The following is a 17,693-nucleotide window of genomic DNA, read 5'->3' as shown; positions in this document are numbered from 1 at the left end:
GTGGTTTAATGGGGTTGTGGTTGGGAAATAATCAGCCGGACGTATTCCGGATAATCCGGTGTTCAGCGGTCACTTCCCCGACCTCGGCAAACATCGCGGCGATCGGGCAGAGGCGGGTGAGTGTCTGGTCGATAATATTTTTCACCATCGCGTCGTCCGCATCGGCTCTGAGAGTAATCTTCAGGTGGACGTGGTCGAAGTACGCGGGCATAGTCCTGACCCGTGTCCCGTGGAACGCGATGGCGAGTTCGTCCGGCACGATACCGTTGTCGCCGAGCGCCAGGATGATCTTCACGCCAACGCACCCGCACATCGAGCCGATAAGGTACTGGATGGGGTTGGGAATTTTGCCGTGACCGCCCATGCCGACCGGGGCTTCCATCGGGAATTCGATCTCACCGGATTTCGTGCGGGCGGTGAATGCACCATCCCCGTTGTAGGTGACGGTCATGTCGACCGGTTTCCACTCTTTCCGCGATTCGTCCCAGGGGATCTCCGTGCTCATGGGGGAGTGGTTGGGTGGGATGGATTAAGAACGTGTGGCAGGGGATGTGGAATGGAGGGAGACGCGTAAAACGCCTCATCGGGTTTTGCGCTACGGATTGCCATACTCAGCTCCCGCCGGTCCAGAACCCAGCCCAGCCAGGCCCCTACGAGACGGCCAAGCGACCCCGAAGGGGTGGGGGGAATCGCTCCGTGGTCACGTGAGCAGGAGGGGGTCGGGCGGTGTACTTTTTACAAGTGGCAGAAATTATATGGAAACCCGCCGGACCTGGCATTCCGCACAGGAAAATTTTCGGGCTCTTTTTTTCAATTCCGATCGTTTAAATATCCTCCACTCGCACATGAGGAATAACAGCAAGGAGGTAAATTTGTCAATGGAGGAATCCACAAGGTCACCGCTCGCCCGGCTCGTTCTCTTCATGGTCTGTCTCTCGATTGCAGGGAGTGTTGTTGCCGCGGCACACTATTACGCCATCGACATCCCGGAGCAACAGGATGTTCAGCCACCGGCCAATTCGGGCGATTTCTGCTTGGATGCGGTGGCGCAGAACATTGTCTGCTCCTGCATGAACAACAGGTATGGTTCTGCGGGATTTGCCGTCTGCATGGAGGGGGGACAGAAAGCGTACTCGTGCACCATCAATGCAATGCAGGTTATAGGTATGTCGTGCGGCTGATACGTTTACGTCATACAGATTATACCCGGGGGATACCATTTTTATCGCCTGATGCAAACAATACCAGTCTTCCCCCGGCAGCGACAGAATTCTTTTTACTCCGCCGCCGTTTCGCCATCCTTATCGGCAATCACGCAGGCGGGCTCGCGGCCATTGGTCATCAGAGAGTATATGCCCGCCACGCCAACCAGGGGGTAACGAGGCTGATTCGGTATCATTGACCGCACCACACACGGAAAAATCGCCACTCGCCCGGCTCGTGTTGATTATGGTCTGCTGAGTGATCGCCGGTAGTTTCTTTGCCGGAGTACACTTTTTCGTCATCGATCTCCCGGCCCAGCAGGACCTGCAGGCACCGAGAAACGAACGTTCCATGGTCTGGCTGGAATGCTTGAACCAGTGCATACCTGCCGGCAACAGCTGCGGGTTCTGCGACAACGTGTGCCGGAAAAGTGTACCTGTTCCCTGATGCGGCGGGGACGTACCGGGGAGGTTCATGCCCGGCCCCTCCGTTAAAAAAAGAATTCCCTCACTCAAGCGGCGACTCGTCCATGCCGAGGAAATTGAGAGCATTTTCCCCGTACTCGACCGGGGCATAGTGCGACCCGACATGCGGGAGTCCCCTGAACCGCACGAGCCATGAGCCATTGATCTGCCCGGCCATCCGGACCGTAACCGGGTCGGGTGTCAGGACATCTTCGGTGCCCACGACCAGCATAACATCCTTCTGGATCCCGGAAAGGTTATCCCAGGACCCGTTCCATGCAAGGTTTGCCCGGGCTTCCTCCCGGACGCCGGCCGTCTGCGTGGGATCGGTTGCAGACTCGTTGATGATGGAGAACAACAGCTGGGTCTCGGGGACCCGGATGCTGTAGGTCACGGAGTCCAGGACCAGTTTCCGGACGCGCTCAGGGTGATCGATGACCAGCTGCTGGGAGACTGTGGACCCCATCGAGGCGCCGTACACGTGCATGCTGTCATACCCGAGAGCCGTCATCAGCCCGGCGGCATCTTCCGCATACTGGGAAATTGCCGGCGTTGCATCGTTGTCGCCGCTGTATCCCATCCCCCGGTGGTCATAGGTATAGACATGGTATTGGGTGGCAAGGATCCCAAGGAAGGTCTCGTTCCACGCAGTATCCATGGTGGCGCCGAATCCCGGGACGAGCAGGAGGGGTTCACCGGACCCGAATTCCCGGTATGCCAGCGAAATACCGTTGACTTCGGCATACTGTACGGGCGTTGCATTGATCGATACGGTTGGGTAGTGCGGGGTTGTCTGCACTGCCAGGCGGGTGGCCGGAGGGGAGGCATTCGTGCACCCTGCCGTGGCAAGGAGGCAGAGAGTGACAGCGATTGCCAGGATTACCATCAGGGTCTTGCTCATGAAAAACCTCGTAACCGATATATCAGCATCGGATACTGTGCTGTCTTTTAATTGGGCGGGTCCTAAAAAATAATTTCCTGCGATTTTTTTGCACCGGGAACCGGTTCTCCCTATATCCGCACCGGCCTTCTCGTGCATCCTTCACGACATCGACACGGATGTCGCCGTCGGTCGCAATGAGCAGCTTGCCGCCGGCTGCCTTCTTGATCGCCGGGATGTCGCCTCATGCATGGGCGCTCTCGTTCCCCGCACATGCGGTAATAAAAATGATTTTACCGGGTGAAGATCGCGAAATCTTCCCGTAGTTCTTGTGCGCAAGTTCCTGGCTCATGATGTGATCGATGTATACCGTATCATCGACAACGTAATAGAACAGCACGAACTTCGAGGAGATATGCATCCTCCACCGGGGCTTCCGGGTCTTGAGCCGCTTGATATTGCCCTGTGCATCCGGGTGTTTTGTGAGCCGTTCGATATGTTCGCCGATAACCCGCCGGTCTTTCTCGGGCCTCTCCCGGATGAACGCCTTTACCTCGTCTTCGATCTCTATTCGCACGGTCTGCCCCGTTCAGAGGCCGAGATCTTTTTTGGCCTTGTCCCAGGAAACGTAGTGGGCGTTCTTATCGATCGCGTCAAGATCGCGTTCGAGCATCCGGGCCTGATGCTCCGCTATGAGATCTGCAACAGTCTCCCCGAATGTCTTCCCCGGCTTTTTCAACCGTGAGAGAGCAACCCAGGTGCTCTCGGTGAGGGCCACCCTCTTGTTCGCAACTTCTTCCTGCCGGATAACTGCCTGTGTCATATTCTCCTTCACCATATCATGATTGATGCCCTGTCGGGAGCTCTTGCCCCGGCGGGATACTAGTGCAAGATTGTACAGTTGTACAACCTTGGATGGTTCTGAAAATAAATCTGGCGTTTGCACAACAGTTGCAGGAGAGATCCCTTGCATTCACGGGTGAATAGCAAAATATTCAGATGAACAACAGGCTGGCAATCTACCGGAAGATGAAAAAAGATTGCAGATTTAAAAGTCAGTCATCACCCTGAACTGGTCGATCTCTTCCCGGTTCAGCTGGTCGAGGAACTCGTCGGCTGCGTGGCCGATGTCCTTCGAGGCGGTGATGGCACGGCCGACCACGAGGATGTCAGCGCCTGCCCTGAGTGCATCCTTCACGACATCGACACGGATGCCGCCCGCAGTTGCAACGAGCAGCTTGCCGCCGGCCGCCTTCTTGATCGCCGGGATGTCGCCCCATGCATGGGCGCTCTCTTCCACATCGATCGCACGGTGGAGTTCTACGATGTCGGGCTTGACCTTCAGGGTCGCGATCAGCTTTGCCGGGCTTGTCACGTTGAGCATGTCCACGATGGAGTAGATACCGACCTTGCGGGCTTCGGAGATTGCCTTCTCGATGGTCGAGGTCGGGGCAAGGCCGGAGACCACGACCGCGTCAGCGGTTGCATCGGCTGCCATCCGGGCCTCGAGGTTGCCGGTGTCGAGGATCTTCATGTCCGCGATGATGAATGCATTCGGGCGGAGCTTGCGGATCTCGCCAATGACCGAGAGGCCGAACTTCTTGATCAGCGGGGTCCCTGCCTCGATGATCACGTGGTCGTTCTCGGGCACATCCTTTAAGACCTGGGCGACCTTGCCCATGTCCACGAGGTCCATTGCTACCTGGAGGTACGGCGGGTCCCAGAGGCGCTGCACCTTGAATCCCATGATGCCGTGGGCCGCACGGTCTTTCTCGAACACGAGCGTCTTTGTGTCCGGGAACTTGTCCAGCGCACGGTGGAGAGCGAGCTTCGTCGCACCGTAGTTGTACCGGTAGATCCGGTTGTAGTCCTTTGCCTCCGGGTGGACAAACGCGGACACGAGGATGACGACACTCTCGACATCGATCCCGGCAAACGCGTTCTCTTCAACGCAGTCCGCAACCGCCTTTGCGACCGCAGCCTGCACCGGGCCGAACATCTCGTTGACCTGGGACATGTCCTTTAAGGTGACCTTCGGGATGACGACCGTTGCCGGTTTCGTAAGCAGGTTCGGGCGGACAACCGCAAGGAGCGGAGTGTGCCCGACTGACAGTTGTGAAACCGCATTTGCAAAAGCCGACCCGATCGGCCCTTCCTTATCTCCCATTAAGAGGTCGATGTGCGCCAGTTCCGCGCCATCGCCAATAAGTGCTTCTCCGACAAGATACATGGAACTCTCCGTACTGTTCAATTATGTGCCGCTAATCTATGATAAAGTTACTAACCGGCGGCCATCTCACGCAGTGCGAGGCCTTATCATCCGGGACTCCCAGCACTAACGTATCCTGGGAGTGTTCACGATGCAGACAAAGAACCCGTTTGATCTCTTCCGGCGGGAATGCCCGGAACTTGCCGAGAGGTTCGAAAACCTTGTTGAAGTGCAGAAGTCCTTATGCGGTCTTGACCAGAAGACAAAGCAGTTGATCAATGTTGCCATCCAGACCGCGACCCGGAACCCTGAGGGGGTGAAGATCCACGCGATGATGGCGCAGGACACTGGCGCAAACAAAGACGAGATCGTGGGCGCAGTCGTCATGAACCTGCACCTGACCGGGCTCGTCACGGTACTGGAGTGCCTGCCAGCTGCGCTTGCCGGGCTTGATGACGCGAAGAAACCAAAGCGGCGGTAACGCTGCACTTTTTTACTACCACGGGGCAAGTTTTTTTTAAGAGGGTCGTTGATTTTGGGATTTTTGTTCCCGGGTTACCCCTTTCATCGAATTCCTTTTCTCATACCAGTGTGAATACCCGCATATGGAATGAGATGCAGGATAAACCGTGACGTCCGTTAAAATGAGAAAAAATCCCGAAGGAAAAATCACCAGTGTTCCCGGGAATATTACCTTGTTTCCTGTCGGGACGGGTGCCCCCTGATGCCAGCTCTTGACATAGAATCCGTCAAAGGACTTTCCAGTGCCGAAGCAGCTGAAAAGATCCGCAAGGAGGGATACAACGAACTTCCCGAATCAGGTAAACACGGCATCTTCGGCATAATCGTTAACGTGATCAAAGAGCCGATGTTCATCCTGCTGGTCGTCAGTGGCCTGATCTATTTTCTCCTTGGCGATGTGACTGAAGCCCTTATGCTGATGAGTTTTGTCTTCCTCATCATCGGCATCACCGTGTATCAGGAACAGAAGACTGAACGGGCTTTAGAAGCGCTCCGGGACCTCGCGAGCCCCCGGGCACTGGTGTTCCGCGACGGGGAACACAAACGGATTGCGGGACGGGAAGTAGTGACCGGCGACATGCTCATTCTTGTCGAAGGCGACCGGGTCGCGGCGGATGGCGTCCTCCTCTTCTCCAATAACGTCTCCGTGGATGAATCGCTCCTGACCGGGGAGTCGGTTCCGGTCCGGAAAATTTCCTGGACCCCGGGCATGCATGCATTACGACCCGGGGGTGATGACCAGCCGTTCGTCTATTCCGGGACACTGGTCGTGCAGGGCCATGGCCTTGCTGAGGTCAGGTCTACGGGTGCCCGGACAGAGATGGGAAAGATTGGCACCGTCCTGCAGACCGTGGAACGCGACGAATCCCGGCTCAAGGTCGAAATTTCCCGCATTGTCCGGTTGATCGCCATCGTGGGCATTTTCCTCTGCATCATTATCGTTGTTGTCTATGGCCTGACCAGGGGCAATTGGCTTGAAGGGCTCCTCGCCGGGATCACCCTTGCAATGGCAATCCTGCCGGAAGAGTTCCCCGTAGTCCTGACCGTATTCCTTGCCCTTGGCGCATGGAGGATCTCGCGGAAAAATGTGCTGACCCGCCAGGAGCCCGCAATAGAGACCCTGGGTTCGGCAACCGTGCTCTGCGTGGACAAAACCGGCACCATCACCGAGAACCGGATGACCGTCCAGTCCTTTTTTGCCGGGGGGCAGTTCTGCGAACACGATGCCACGGGAAAAAATTCAGTGGCGGAGATCTGCCATGAGCTGGCCGAGTTTGCCATCCTTGCCTGCAAGAAGGATCCTTTCGACCCCATGGAGAAGGCACTCGTCCGGCTCAGCGACGGGGATTTTGGGAGGACGGAACATATCCACACCGGCTGGGAACTGATCACAGAATACCCGCTTTCCCAAAAGCTCCTTGCAATGTCCAATGTCTGGCGCTCACCGGATGGGAATGACTATATCATTGCCGCAAAAGGCGCACCTGAGGCTATCGCAGACCTGTGCCATTTCAATGCAGCGAAACAGCAGGCGCTTGCCACACATGTCAACACCCTGGCTGCACAGGGACTCCGGGTCCTGGGAGTGGCAAAGGCATCGTTCACCCGGCACAGGCTTCCCGAAGGCCAGCATGATTTCACGTTTACGTTCCTTGGCCTCGTGGGATTTGCCGACCCGGTCCGCCCGCTGGTGGCAGAAGCCATTGCCGAATGCCGTTCAGCGGGGATCCGTGTCGTCATGATCACCGGGGATTACCCGCTGACCGCAAAGAAGATCGCACGGGAGATCGGTCTTGACGGTGATGACACCTGCATCACCGGTGCCGGGCTTGATGCGATGAGCGGACAGGACCTCCAGAAGCAGATCCCGTCGGCCAGTATCTTTGCCCGGGTGGTACCGGAACAGAAGCTCAGGATCGTCAATGCCTTCAAAGCCGCCGGTGAAGTGGTAGCGATGACCGGTGACGGCGTGAACGATGCGCCGGCCCTGAAATCGGCGGATATTGGTATTGCCATGGGCGGGAGGGGAACGGATGTGGCCCGGGAAGCTTCCTCGCTCGTGCTGCTCGATGACAATTTCACCTCCATTGTTGCAGCAGTACGCCTTGGCCGGAGGATATTCGACAACCTGAAAAAAGCAATGGCATACATCATCTCCGTTCACCTTCCCATTGCAGGCATGTCCCTCATTCCTGTACTCCTGAACCTGCCCCTTATCCTGCTGCCGGTCCATATCGTTTTTCTCGAACTGATCATTGACCCGGCCTGCTCGATCGTGTTTGAATCGGAAAAAGAAGAAACTGGCGTAATGGCCCGCCCGCCCCGGCATAAAAGCGAGGGGCTGTTTACAACAAAGACGCTCGGGATCAGTCTCCTGCAGGGATTCGTCGTCCTTGCCGTGGTCCTGGTGATTTACCTGGATGCACTGGCCCGGGGACTCGGTGATGCAGAGGTGAGGACACTGACGTTTACCACCATTGTCATTGCCAACCTCAGCCTCATCGTGACAAACCGGTCCTGGTCGGATATGATCGTTACAACCTTACGCACCCCCAACCGGGCGATGGCCTGGGTATTTGCGGGCACGCTGATCTGCCTGGTCCTTGTCCTCTTCATCCCGTCACTCCAGGATCTCTTCCGTTTCGGGGCCGTATCTCCTGTTGATCTTCTGCTCTGTACCGTGGCCGGTATAGGGAGCGTGATCTGGTTTGAGTGCTACAAATACCGGAGCGGATCGGGCAGGTGATGGGAAAATGCAATTACCGGCCGGACATTATCCCGCGGTAAGATGCGTGAAGAGAATATTCAGCCCGATAAGGATGAGGATGAAGCCGCCGACGATCTCAATCCGTTTCCCGAGTATGGACTTGAGCCGCATGCCGGTAATCACGCCGATAAACGAGATGATGAAGGCCACGATCCCGATAATGAGGGCGGGCGTAAGGATGCTCATCTGGAGAAATGCAAACGATACCCCGACTGCGAGCGCGTCGATGCTCGTGGAGATTGAGAGGACCATCACCGGCACGAACTGAAGGACGCTGAGCATCTCCTCCTCATCCTCGTTCCCGAGCCCCTCGTGAATCATTTTGATGCCGATGATCGCGAGGAGGAGGAATGCCAGCCAGTGATCGGACCCGGTGATGAGACGGGTGAACCCGGTGCCGGCGGCCCACCCGGCGAGCGTCATACCTGCCTGGAAAATGCCGAAACAAAGCGCGATGATGAGCGCTGCTTTCAGGAGTTTTGTCTTTGTCGATGTCCCGATGGCAAGGGAGACGGCAAGACAGTCCATCGCGAGCGCAATACCGATAAGGACGGGGGTGATGAGGTTCATGAATTCCGTTATTGTAGGAGCCGGGGAATGATAAGGACTATGGAGGGGAAAAACGGTTCAGCCCGGTTCCGGGAAATGATTAAAAAGTTACACGAGAAGTTTTCCCGAAAACACGTGGACCGCGTGGCCTTCGAGGATGACCCGGTCGCTGTTCAGATTCACGCGTACCGACCCGCCCCTGCCTGAGCACTGGAACCCGACCAGTTCCGTCTTGTTCAGCTTCTCTCCCCAGTAAGGCCCAAGGCAGCAGTGGGCCGAACCGGTTACCGGGTCTTCCGGTATCCCCGCGGATGGCGCAAAGAACCGGGAGACGAAGTCGAAGTGCGGGAGGTCGGATGCCGCTGTCACGATGATCCCCCGTGCCTTGATGGTGGAGAGGGCGTCCATGTCGGGTTCAAGGCTGCATACATCGTCCGCAAGGGGCAGTTCCACGAGGATATCGAACCGGTTCCGGCCGGTATACAACGGCTCGATCCCGAGCGCCACGCCAAGACCGGGGATCGCCATGGATGTAGCGGCCGGTTCTGCCGGGAAATCCATGCTGATCCAGTCCTCTTCCTGCCGGACGGTCAGCGTGCCGGAGAGCGTCTCAAAGACGATCGCCTTGTCCCGGGGAACGCGGCCGGTCTCCCAGAGCACGAACGCGGCGGCGAGCGTGGCGTGGCCGCAGAGTTCTGCCTCCTTTTCGGGAGTGAACCACCGCAGGTTCCAGCCCGCTCCTTCCGGGAAGAGGAACGCGGTCTCCGAGTGCTTCAGTTCGGCAGCCACCTGCTGCATCCACGCCGCATCGGCCGGACCGTCCGGGATACAGACACCCGCCGTGTTCCCGCGGAACGCGGAGCTGGTGAAGGCGTCAACGAGGTGCAGTTCTGCTTGCATGGAAGAGAGATTGCATGCCGGGGGAAATAAAGGATCGGAACAGCGCAATGAAACCGGGTCAGAAAGATCCTGTGTCAGGGCGCAGGTGACCGGGAACGTATTATGGTATCACACAGATACCGGCATTATGCGATTGGCAGCATTCCCCCGGCCCGGCTGGTCTGCCGTCATTGTCCCGGGAATCCTCTTCGGGATCCTGTACCCGGCCATATTTTTCACCGTATATGGGTATCTTGAATCAGCCGGCCTCGGGGGACCGCATACCCTCCCGGTTAGTGTACTGATACTGGCCATCCCTCCGGTCCTGCTCTTCATCACCGGGGGCATAGCGGAACAACTGAGGAGCAGGGAGGGGGGTACCGGCAGAACGGCATGGACCTCATACCTTGCCGGGTTCCTCGGAACAGCGATTGCAATCCTCCTTCTTGTGTTCGGGTCCTACATAACAAGGGATACACCCGGCATGGCACCTGGCCTCATATCCCGTCTGGCATATGTGGGCAGCATGGAGATCCAATGCCTGCCGATCCTTCTTGCGGGCAGTATCATTTTCGCCGTGTTCGCCCTCGCAGGTGGCGTTTTCATGTACGGGAGATCAAAACAAACAGCCACAGGCTGACAAAAAAGCGGTAAGAGAAAACGTGGGGTTGGTGAGATTTGAACTCACGATCGACTTTGTCTCTCCGACATGCATCAGTGCTCCAACGGGTCATCATCAATAAACCTGAATCCGGGTTTTAATAACGAGAGACAGATATCGGGAAATATATTACGAACATTATTGAGAGATTGGGTACGAGGAGTTAGTAATGCCCATAAAACCGCACATGAAAGCAATAATTATCCCGGGACTGCTGTCCGGGTTCCTCATCTGGCTCCTCTTTTCCACAGGCCGGGATTTTTTCTTATCTATGTTTGGCGAATTTCGTCCGGTCATGACCATCATCATGGCATTTATCATCGTCCCGGTCCTGCTGGTGATCACCGGGGCGATATCAGAGAAGATCCGTAAGCGCGATCCTGTTGCCGGCCGTGAGCTGCTCGTCCCCTATTGTGCCGGCTTCCTTGGCGTATTTGTGGCGTGCAACCTGATCATGGCGGTATCCTCCGCGAACCAGTATGTCCCGTACCTGGAACCCGGTCTCATGCCCCGGCTGGCATTTGTGACGGGATACGCCATTTTTATTTTTCCCGTCGTGATGCTGGTGAGCGCAGTATTTGCCGGTTTCTCACTTGCCGGGGGCTGGCTTATGCACCGGAGATCAGGAGCGGCTGAAAAAACCAGCACGATAAAAGAGCAGATATGAGAAAACGTGGGGTTGGTGAGATTTGAACTCACGATCGACGGGTCTCTCCGACATGCGCATCAGTGCTCCAACGGGTCATCATCCAAGTCGAAACTCGTAACCGAGTTTCTCCTTGCCCACACTGGCTGATGCCAGAATGGGCAATTAGTCAGTAGACCCATTGTTCATCATCTGCGAGCACAAAGAACGCAAAGACCGCTGGAGCCCGTCGCCATACCGGGCTAGGCCACAACCCCTTACACCAGCAGGGACGGTATTCCCGTGCTGACTCAATAAAATCGCAGTGTATAAACTTAAGAGTTTTGCTCTTGTACGTGGGGCAGGGCTCAGGTGCACCACATTCCGGACAAATCACCACGCATATAAAATCTCGATTCTTAGTACTGATGCAATGATTGAGGGCAGTTATATTTGCGGGACTTCAGGTGTGCCCCTGCTGGGCATGACCATCAGCGAGATGGTCGACAGTATTGCAAAAAAATATCCGGACACCGAGGCGGTCGTTTCGGTGCACCAGAATATCCGGTACACCTACCGGGAATTCGCCGAGCAGGTGAACATCGTTGCCCGGGCCCTGATGGGCCTTGGTGTGGAGAAGGGCAACCGCGTCGGCATCTGGGCGATGAACTATGCCGAGTGGGTCGTGGTGCAGTTCGCCACCTCCAAGATCGGCGCCATCATGGTGAACATCAACCCGGCGTACCGCACGTACGAGCTCGAGTACGTGCTCAAGCAGGCCGAGATCTCGACCCTGATCGTGCAGGGCCGGTTCAAGACTTCGGACTACGTGGGAATGTTCTACGAGGCCTGCCCCGAGGCCTACGAGTCAAGGGCCGGTAAGATCTCCAGCGAGAAGTTCCCGTACCTGAAAAATGTGGTCTTCATGGGCGACACCGTGTATAACGGGATGTTTACCTGGAGTGACTTTTTGAAAAAGGCCGAGGAGATCAATATGGACGAGGTTGCAGAACGGGGCGAGGGACTCTCGTTCGATGACCCGATCAATATCCAGTACACGAGCGGCACCACGGGGTTCCCCAAGGGGGTTGTCCTGACCCACCACAATGTCCTCAACAACGGGTTCATCATCGGCGAGGGGATGAAATTTACCGAGAAGGACCGTCTCTGTATCCCCGTACCCTTCTACCACTGCTTCGGCATGGTCCTCTCGAACCTGGCCTGCGTCACCCACGGTTCGACCATGGTGCTGCCCGCACCGGCCTTCGATGCCGAGGAGGTCTTAAAGACCGTTGAGAAGGAGCACTGCACGGCCCTGCACGGTGTCCCGACCATGTTCATTGCCGAGCTCGCCCACCCTAACTTTGCCAGGTACGACCTCCGCTCCCTCAGGACCGGTATCATGGCCGGCTCTCCCTGCCCGATTGAAGTGATGAAGGAAGTCAACACCAAGATGCACATGAGCGATATCGTGATCGTGTACGGCCAGACCGAGACGAGCCCCGGCGTCACCATGACAACGACCGATGACCCGGTCGACCGCAGGGTGAGCACGATCGGGAGGGCGTTCCCGCATACCGAACTCAAGATCATCGACCCCAACACCGGCAAGATCGTGCCGACCGGTGAGATCGGGGAGATCTGCGCACGCGGCTACTGCGTCATGAAATGCTATTACAACAATCCCGCGGCCACGCACGCAACCCTCGACAAGGACCACTGGAACCACACGGGAGATCTCGGCACTATGGACGAGGAGGGCTATTTCAAGATTGTCGGCCGGCTCAAGGACATGGTAATCCGGGGCGGGGAGAACATCTACCCGCGTGAGATCGAGGAGTACCTCCACCACCACGAGAAGATCTCCGATGTCTACGTGGTCGGCGTCCCGGACATCAAGTACGGCGAGGAACTCTGTGCCTGGGTGAAGATGAAAGAGGGCCAGACCATGACCGAGCAGGACGTGAAGGACTTCTGCAAGGGGAAGATCGCCCACTATAAGATCCCGCGGTACGTGATGTTCGTCCAGGACTTCCCGATCAACATCTCCGGCAAGATCCAGAAGTACAAGATGCGGGACGAGTCGATCAGGGTGCTCCACCTCGAAGAGGCGGACAAGGTCCAGACTGCATAATCTTTTTTTTTCTATTTTCCTGAACTTTTCGCGTGCTCAAGGGTGTTCGAAGAAGTGCTTCGCACTTCTTCTCATCCTCAAGGCCTGATGGCCTTTCGGATTTCGAAGAAGGAGACAAGGTCCTGACCGTGTATCCCTTTTTTATGCCTCGCCTATGGTAAAAAATTATTTCCGACCTACCAGTTTTCCTAAAACTGCCATTACCCGGTCCAGGATGTTCCACTGCTCCTCAGGTTTCCTTCCTTGTTCTGCAGGTTGCTCTCCGGGCTCTGCGATCTTCGTATCAGAATCCATGGTTGGAGAGAGGGTGGGAGATACAATTGTCACCCGGGTGGTGGTGGGTGGTGTCATGGTGGGAGTTGCAATTGTCGCTGGGGAGGTGGGTGGTGCGGTCATAAGACTGGTTGTTGGGGTAACCCGGGGTTTTGTCTGTTCTACAAAAACCGAAAATGTGGTGTGCACTCCCGGGGCGGAGGCCGAAGGAGAAGTTGGATCGCGGGTCCCGTATTTCCCAATCTTCCAGTGAGGCCCGGACTGCCATAGGGCGTATATCGTGCCAGACGGATCTACGGCAACATCGTTAGTGGTCGCGCCGGTATCGCAGGTTGTTAAAAATTCCCCGGCAGGGTTAAACTCCTGGACCCGGGAGGTGAGATCGGCAACGTAGACATTACCTTTGGAATCAACTGCGATACCGGTGGGGGTCGAGAACTGCCCCTCGCCGGTCCCCTCACTACCCCATTTTGCGAGAAACGTTCCGTCCGGGCTGAATTTTTGTATCCGTTTGTTACCGGTATCAGCAATATAGACGTGGCCGGATGAATCAACGGTTACATCCATCGGTGCATTGAACGACCCGTCGGGGGTTCCATACGATCCCCAGGCCATCAGAAAAGTTCCGGTTGAATGGAATTTCTGGATCCTGTTGTTGCCCGTGTCAGCTACATACACGTTACCGGAGGGATCAACAGCGACACCGGCAGGGGAGGAGAACTGCCCCTCGCCGGTCCCCTCGTTACCCCAGGTGGTTACAAAACCCCGTGGGGTGTACTTCTGGACCGTGTTGTTTTCACGGTCGGTAATATACACATTGTGGGATGAATCAACGGCGATACCATAGGGAGAGGCAACATCCAGCTGCCCGGGTTCGGTCCAGTTGAGATTCCATCTGGATAGTATTGACCCGTCGGAGGAGAATACCAGGATCCTGTTGTTGCCCGTTTCGGCTACGTAGACCTTGTCGGAAGCATCAGTAGCAATACCGTTGGAGGTAGTGCCGGATCCTCCGTCATACGATCCCCACATTTTGACAAATGTACATGGCGCTTCCGCGGCAACTCCCTGGACCAGCACGAGGAACAGGAGAAGACACAGCACAATCGATACCGGATGCGCGAGGTTTTTTTTATTTTGCAAAATATCCCAACGCTCCTGATCGTTCTTTGTTCTATACTGATAATAAAATTAGTAATATGTTTTGATAAAAATATGCTCTTCACCTTCCGGATTTTCAGTTTTTTTTGTTTTCATGAGATGAAACAGCGCATGAAAACGTCATTATCCGGGGCAGTACCTAAAAAAGGAACGCCAGGCCTTCACGCTGTTTTCTTAATAGGCTCCGCAGGGCGCATTCCCACGATAAACCCGGCAAGCGCGAGGAGGATAAACCCAAACTGCGATGCGTTGATCATGTTCACATCGAAGATTGCGGCTAGGGAGAGCTCGATCGCATCGATGATCGTGTAGAGCAGGAGGAAGATGAGGCCTGCGTAAAATTCTGTCTTCTGCCATTTTATGGCAAGAGCGACTGCAAACAGGGCCACCAGAACGTTCACGTACTCAAAGAGTGCAAGGGCAAGGGGCAGGACCATATCAGACATTCATATTCACCATATGGGGTAGTGGGGCAGAACCGGTACATAATGGTTGGGGACGATGAACCCTATGAAACGCAAGGTAAGACGGCACAAAAACACCCTGGTTCTTCGACTCAACGAACCCTGCGGAACACAGGGTGAGGTGGGAGAAGATCTTAAAGGGGTTCTTCGATTCGACGAACCCTGCGGAACACAGGATGAGGCGGAAGAAGAACCTGAAGGGGTTTTTCGACTCGACGAACCCTGCGGAACACAGGATGAGGCGGAAGAAGAACCTGAAGGGGTTTTTCGACTCGAAGAACCCTGCGGAACACAGGATGAGGCGGAAGAAGAACCTGAAGGGTTCTTCGACTCGAACGAACCCTGCGAAAAAGGGATCTGTCCGTTCCCACTTACACGATCCGGTAACACCGGTAATCCATCTGCACCTGGATCTTCCCTCTCACTTCCGCACCGGCAATCTTCTCGCAGAGGTACAGGCCGAGGTCGATAGCAGCAGTTACGCCACCGGCCGTGATGATATTCCCCTCGTCAACGATCCTGTCGGTCGATACATCCCCCACAAAATTTTCCAGGATATTCATCAGCCGGGGGTGTGTTGTTGCCTTACGGGTACGCAGCAGGCCGGCAGCGCCGAGCAGGAGCGAACCCCCGCAGACCGCTGCAACCGTTGTCTTTTCTGATGCAACGGAGATCCAGCGCAGGAACGCCGGGTCCTTCATCAGCTGCTGGATCCCTTCGCCACCGGGAATGATCACGTAATCGTAGGATGAGAGGTCGCATCCCACCCGGTCCGCACTTAGTTCAGCGCCTTCAGCCGACCGGATACATTCCTTCCGGGCGCAGATATCGTACGTGAGGTCCGGCATAAATCCCATTGTTTTGAGACGGGTCAGCGGGTCGTATGCACCGGCAAAATCCAGCAGGGTGACGTTGTCGTAGATCACAAAGGCAATCTTCATTGGTCTTCCTCATCAGGGATAAATTAAAAAAGAAAAATTACAGGACGCCAAACCACGCGATATAGGACGTCGAGATCATGATGATCAAAAGCACGATCAGGATCTTGTACCCGCAGTTCTGGCAGATCCCGAGGAACGAGTTGTTGTGCTCCGTTGAGTATTCGGTCGAGCAGAACCGGCATTTCTTTGAGGGTTCGGTGTGGGCAGGATGGTCATGGTGCTCAAATGCTTCATGGGACATATAAGCGCCATTGGATCTCCTACAGGAAAATGGTGTCGCTCCGTAAGACCCGCAGGGCCGTGAAAGGAGTGGCGGTTACCGGCCCTTTTGTTCCAGTCGTTGTATGAACCCGGCGACCCTCTCCTTTGCTTCAGCGGTCGCAGCATCGTCCCGCACGATCGTGACGGTGACAATATCGCCCTCACGGCAACCGGGTGGCAGGAATGAGACGGGCAGGTGGAATGGCCGGGCATCGCCCTCGCGGGGGACCATGACCGCGATCCCTTCATCGATCTGATCGACCGTGGCTCTCATGCGGTCACGTCCTCTCCTTCCCGGTCGATCACTGTACCCGAGCCATCACGGAGGATGGCCGCATCCCCGCTGTTGCCAAAGAGCGGTACGGACCGTCCCATGAAGAGCGCGGTATCGTTCATTGTGCCGCTGCCGGAAAAGACCGTCACGGACGTGGACGGCATAAGGAGAACGGCGGGGAAGGTGAACACGGGAGAACCGGTACTGTCTGAGAGCGTCCAGCCGGCAATAAGCACCGGGCCGTCCCCCCGGTTTGCGATCCGGACCCATTCGCCGTTCAGGTTCTCCCGGTCATCCCCGGGCGCATCGAACTGTATTGCGCTGATGTACACGGACGAGGCATTGCCGATCTGCATGGGAGGCAGTGTTTCCGGAATCGTGATATTCGAGGGGAAGGCCGGGATGATACCGGTCAGGTTCAGGGAAATATTCTGGAGCGGGGCAACCGTCACGGTGGTCGTGGGAGGAATGAAGACCGGCACTGCGGTTGTCGCCACATCCCAGATTCCCGATCCGCCCTTCTCCGTTGTTACCGTGTAGGTGGTCCCGTCGCTTCGGACAAGGATCGTCCCGTCCCGGTCGGTCCGGTACACGATTACACCGGATCCGGAAAGCCGGTCGAGTATCTGGTCGTGGGGGTGGCCGTAAGGGTTGTCCTCAGCAACGCTGATGATCGCAACACCGGGGTGCACGCGGGAGAGGAATGCCGCGGACGTCGAATAGGTGCTCCCGTGATGGCCGACATTGAGGACCTGTGCATCGGCCGGGTACCCGGTCTTTGTGAGTGCTGCCTCCGTTTCGCCGCCAAGGTCACCCGTATAAAGGATGCTCACGGTGCCGTACGAGACCCGCAGGACCACCGAGTTCTGGTTCGGGTCGCCATTCAGCCGTTCCTCGGGTGGAGAGAGGACGAGGATGCGCAGGGCCGGGTCGAGGTCGATGGTCTGGCCCTGTTTTGCCACCATGTACGGGATCTCTTTCCGGTCGATCTCCATGAGGAACTTCTCGTAAATCGACGATGATGACGGCACGCCGCTGTCCAGCACCAGCCCGACCGGGAAGGTGTCCAGCACGTTCTGCATCCCCCCGATATGGTCCGAGTGCGGGTGCGTGGCAACGAGGAGGTCGATCCGGGTCACGCCCAGCCGTTCCAGGTCAGCGACAACGCGGTCGCCCATCTCCGTCTCCCCGGCATCGATCAGGATCGTCTTATTCCCAAAGAGGATCAGCTGCGAGTCGCCCTGGCCGACATCAAAGAAGTAAGCCGCAAGTTTCCCGTCACGGACCGGCTGGGAGGAGGGACCCGTCGTTGTGCCGGGCAGGTCCGTGCACCCTGCAGCAACAACAATCACGATAAGAAAAAGGATGACGCAGGTGATCGATGCTGCACGGGACCGTGCCGGGGATGCTGAACGGGGTTTCATAG

The 17,693-nt window shown here is 56.4% G+C and carries 20 protein-coding genes and 1 tRNA gene; 7 read left to right on the top strand and 14 right to left on the bottom strand.

What is annotated here, in order from left to right:
• Positions 1–31: 31 nt before the first annotated feature.
• A complete protein-coding gene (locus tag M0R30_RS04360) occupies positions 32–505 on the bottom strand; it encodes an OsmC family protein (protein ID WP_292543815.1) in 474 nt (157 codons plus the stop codon).
• A gap of 373 nt (positions 506–878) precedes the next feature.
• Here M0R30_RS04360 and M0R30_RS04355 point away from each other — a divergent pair, with 373 nt between their 5' ends.
• Positions 879–1,181, top strand: a complete 303-nt coding sequence (locus M0R30_RS04355) for a hypothetical protein (RefSeq protein WP_292543812.1) — start codon at positions 879–881, stop codon at positions 1,179–1,181.
• A 280-nt stretch (positions 1,182–1,461) separates the two neighbouring features.
• Complete coding sequence (locus M0R30_RS04350) at positions 1,462–1,650, top strand: hypothetical protein (protein WP_292543810.1); 189 nt, start codon at positions 1,462–1,464, stop codon at positions 1,648–1,650.
• 60 nt (positions 1,651–1,710) lie between these two features.
• Here M0R30_RS04350 and M0R30_RS04345 read toward each other — a convergent pair whose 3' ends face one another.
• From M0R30_RS04345 to M0R30_RS04330, 4 genes are all read right to left on the bottom strand, one after another.
• Positions 1,711–2,568 carry an alpha/beta hydrolase gene (locus tag M0R30_RS04345; protein WP_292543807.1) on the bottom strand — a complete coding sequence of 286 codons (858 nt, stop codon included), beginning with the start codon at positions 2,566–2,568 and terminating at the stop codon, positions 1,711–1,713.
• 223 nt (positions 2,569–2,791) lie between these two features.
• Positions 2,792–3,124: a hypothetical protein gene (locus tag M0R30_RS04340; protein WP_292543803.1), complete on the bottom strand. Its 333-nt coding sequence runs from the start codon at positions 3,122–3,124 to the stop codon at positions 2,792–2,794.
• A gap of 12 nt (positions 3,125–3,136) precedes the next feature.
• Positions 3,137–3,370: a hypothetical protein gene (locus M0R30_RS04335; protein WP_292543800.1), complete on the bottom strand. Its 234-nt coding sequence runs from the start codon at positions 3,368–3,370 to the stop codon at positions 3,137–3,139.
• A 225-nt stretch (positions 3,371–3,595) separates the two neighbouring features.
• Positions 3,596–4,777, bottom strand: coding sequence for a bifunctional 5,6,7,8-tetrahydromethanopterin hydro-lyase/3-hexulose-6-phosphate synthase (locus M0R30_RS04330; RefSeq protein ID WP_292543799.1), 1,182 nt, complete (start codon positions 4,775–4,777; stop codon positions 3,596–3,598).
• A 130-nt stretch (positions 4,778–4,907) separates the two neighbouring features.
• Here M0R30_RS04330 and M0R30_RS04325 point away from each other — a divergent pair, with 130 nt between their 5' ends.
• Both M0R30_RS04325 and M0R30_RS04320 read left to right on the top strand, forming a co-directional pair.
• Positions 4,908–5,237, top strand: a complete 330-nt coding sequence (locus tag M0R30_RS04325; RefSeq protein WP_292543796.1) for a carboxymuconolactone decarboxylase family protein — start codon at positions 4,908–4,910, stop codon at positions 5,235–5,237.
• Between the two features lie 243 nt (positions 5,238–5,480).
• Positions 5,481–8,024 carry a cation-translocating P-type ATPase gene (locus tag M0R30_RS04320; RefSeq protein WP_292543793.1) on the top strand — a complete coding sequence of 848 codons (2,544 nt, stop codon included), beginning with the start codon at positions 5,481–5,483 and terminating at the stop codon, positions 8,022–8,024.
• 27 nt (positions 8,025–8,051) lie between these two features.
• Here the strand turns inward: M0R30_RS04320 and M0R30_RS04315 are convergent, their stop codons facing one another.
• Complete coding sequence (locus M0R30_RS04315; protein ID WP_292543791.1) at positions 8,052–8,615, bottom strand: manganese efflux pump MntP family protein; 564 nt, start codon at positions 8,613–8,615, stop codon at positions 8,052–8,054.
• Between the two features lie 87 nt (positions 8,616–8,702).
• Positions 8,703–9,494, bottom strand: a complete 792-nt coding sequence (locus M0R30_RS04310) for a PhzF family phenazine biosynthesis protein (protein ID WP_292543788.1) — start codon at positions 9,492–9,494, stop codon at positions 8,703–8,705.
• Positions 9,495–9,621: 127 nt separating this feature from the next.
• On the opposite strand from M0R30_RS04310, the gene M0R30_RS04305 reads away from it, so the two are divergent.
• Both M0R30_RS04305 and M0R30_RS04300 read left to right on the top strand, forming a co-directional pair.
• Positions 9,622–10,113, top strand: coding sequence for a hypothetical protein (locus M0R30_RS04305; RefSeq protein WP_292543785.1), 492 nt, complete (start codon positions 9,622–9,624; stop codon positions 10,111–10,113).
• Between the two features lie 190 nt (positions 10,114–10,303).
• Positions 10,304–10,801, top strand: coding sequence for a hypothetical protein (locus M0R30_RS04300; protein WP_292543783.1), 498 nt, complete (start codon positions 10,304–10,306; stop codon positions 10,799–10,801).
• 7 nt (positions 10,802–10,808) lie between these two features.
• On the opposite strand, the gene M0R30_RS04295 is transcribed toward M0R30_RS04300, so the two are convergent.
• Positions 10,809–11,037: transfer RNA gene (locus M0R30_RS04295), tRNA-Trp, on the bottom strand.
• Positions 11,038–11,192: 155 nt separating this feature from the next.
• On the opposite strand from M0R30_RS04295, the gene M0R30_RS04290 reads away from it, so the two are divergent.
• Positions 11,193–12,893 carry an AMP-binding protein gene (locus tag M0R30_RS04290; protein WP_292543780.1) on the top strand — a complete coding sequence of 567 codons (1,701 nt, stop codon included), beginning with the start codon at positions 11,193–11,195 and terminating at the stop codon, positions 12,891–12,893.
• A gap of 165 nt (positions 12,894–13,058) precedes the next feature.
• On the opposite strand, the gene M0R30_RS04285 is transcribed toward M0R30_RS04290, so the two are convergent.
• From M0R30_RS04285 to M0R30_RS04260, 6 genes are all read right to left on the bottom strand, one after another.
• Positions 13,059–14,270, bottom strand: coding sequence for a hypothetical protein (locus M0R30_RS04285; protein ID WP_292543778.1), 1,212 nt, complete (start codon positions 14,268–14,270; stop codon positions 13,059–13,061).
• A gap of 218 nt (positions 14,271–14,488) precedes the next feature.
• The gene (locus M0R30_RS04280; RefSeq protein ID WP_292543775.1) at positions 14,489–14,773 is read right to left on the bottom strand and encodes a hypothetical protein; all 285 of its coding nucleotides are present in this window, start codon (positions 14,771–14,773) and stop codon (positions 14,489–14,491) included.
• 389 nt (positions 14,774–15,162) lie between these two features.
• Positions 15,163–15,732: a DJ-1/PfpI family protein gene (locus tag M0R30_RS04275; protein ID WP_292543773.1), complete on the bottom strand. Its 570-nt coding sequence runs from the start codon at positions 15,730–15,732 to the stop codon at positions 15,163–15,165.
• A 37-nt stretch (positions 15,733–15,769) separates the two neighbouring features.
• Positions 15,770–15,973, bottom strand: a complete 204-nt coding sequence (locus M0R30_RS04270) for a hypothetical protein (protein ID WP_292543771.1) — start codon at positions 15,971–15,973, stop codon at positions 15,770–15,772.
• A gap of 75 nt (positions 15,974–16,048) precedes the next feature.
• Positions 16,049–16,267 (bottom strand): DUF3006 domain-containing protein, encoded by a 219-nt coding sequence (locus tag M0R30_RS04265; RefSeq protein WP_292543768.1) that lies wholly within the window; start codon positions 16,265–16,267, stop codon positions 16,049–16,051.
• A complete protein-coding gene (locus tag M0R30_RS04260; RefSeq protein WP_292543766.1) occupies positions 16,264–17,691 on the bottom strand; it encodes a lamin tail domain-containing protein in 1,428 nt (475 codons plus the stop codon). Before M0R30_RS04260 ends, M0R30_RS04265 begins: the two co-directional genes overlap by 4 nt.
• Between the last annotated feature and the right edge of the window lie 2 nt (positions 17,692–17,693).

The organism is Methanoregula sp. (assembly GCF_023227875.1).
GTDB lineage: Archaea > Halobacteriota > Methanomicrobia > Methanomicrobiales > Methanospirillaceae > Methanoregula.
The sequence above is the reverse complement of the archived record's forward strand: the minus strand, read 5'-3'. Positions and strand labels throughout refer to the sequence as shown.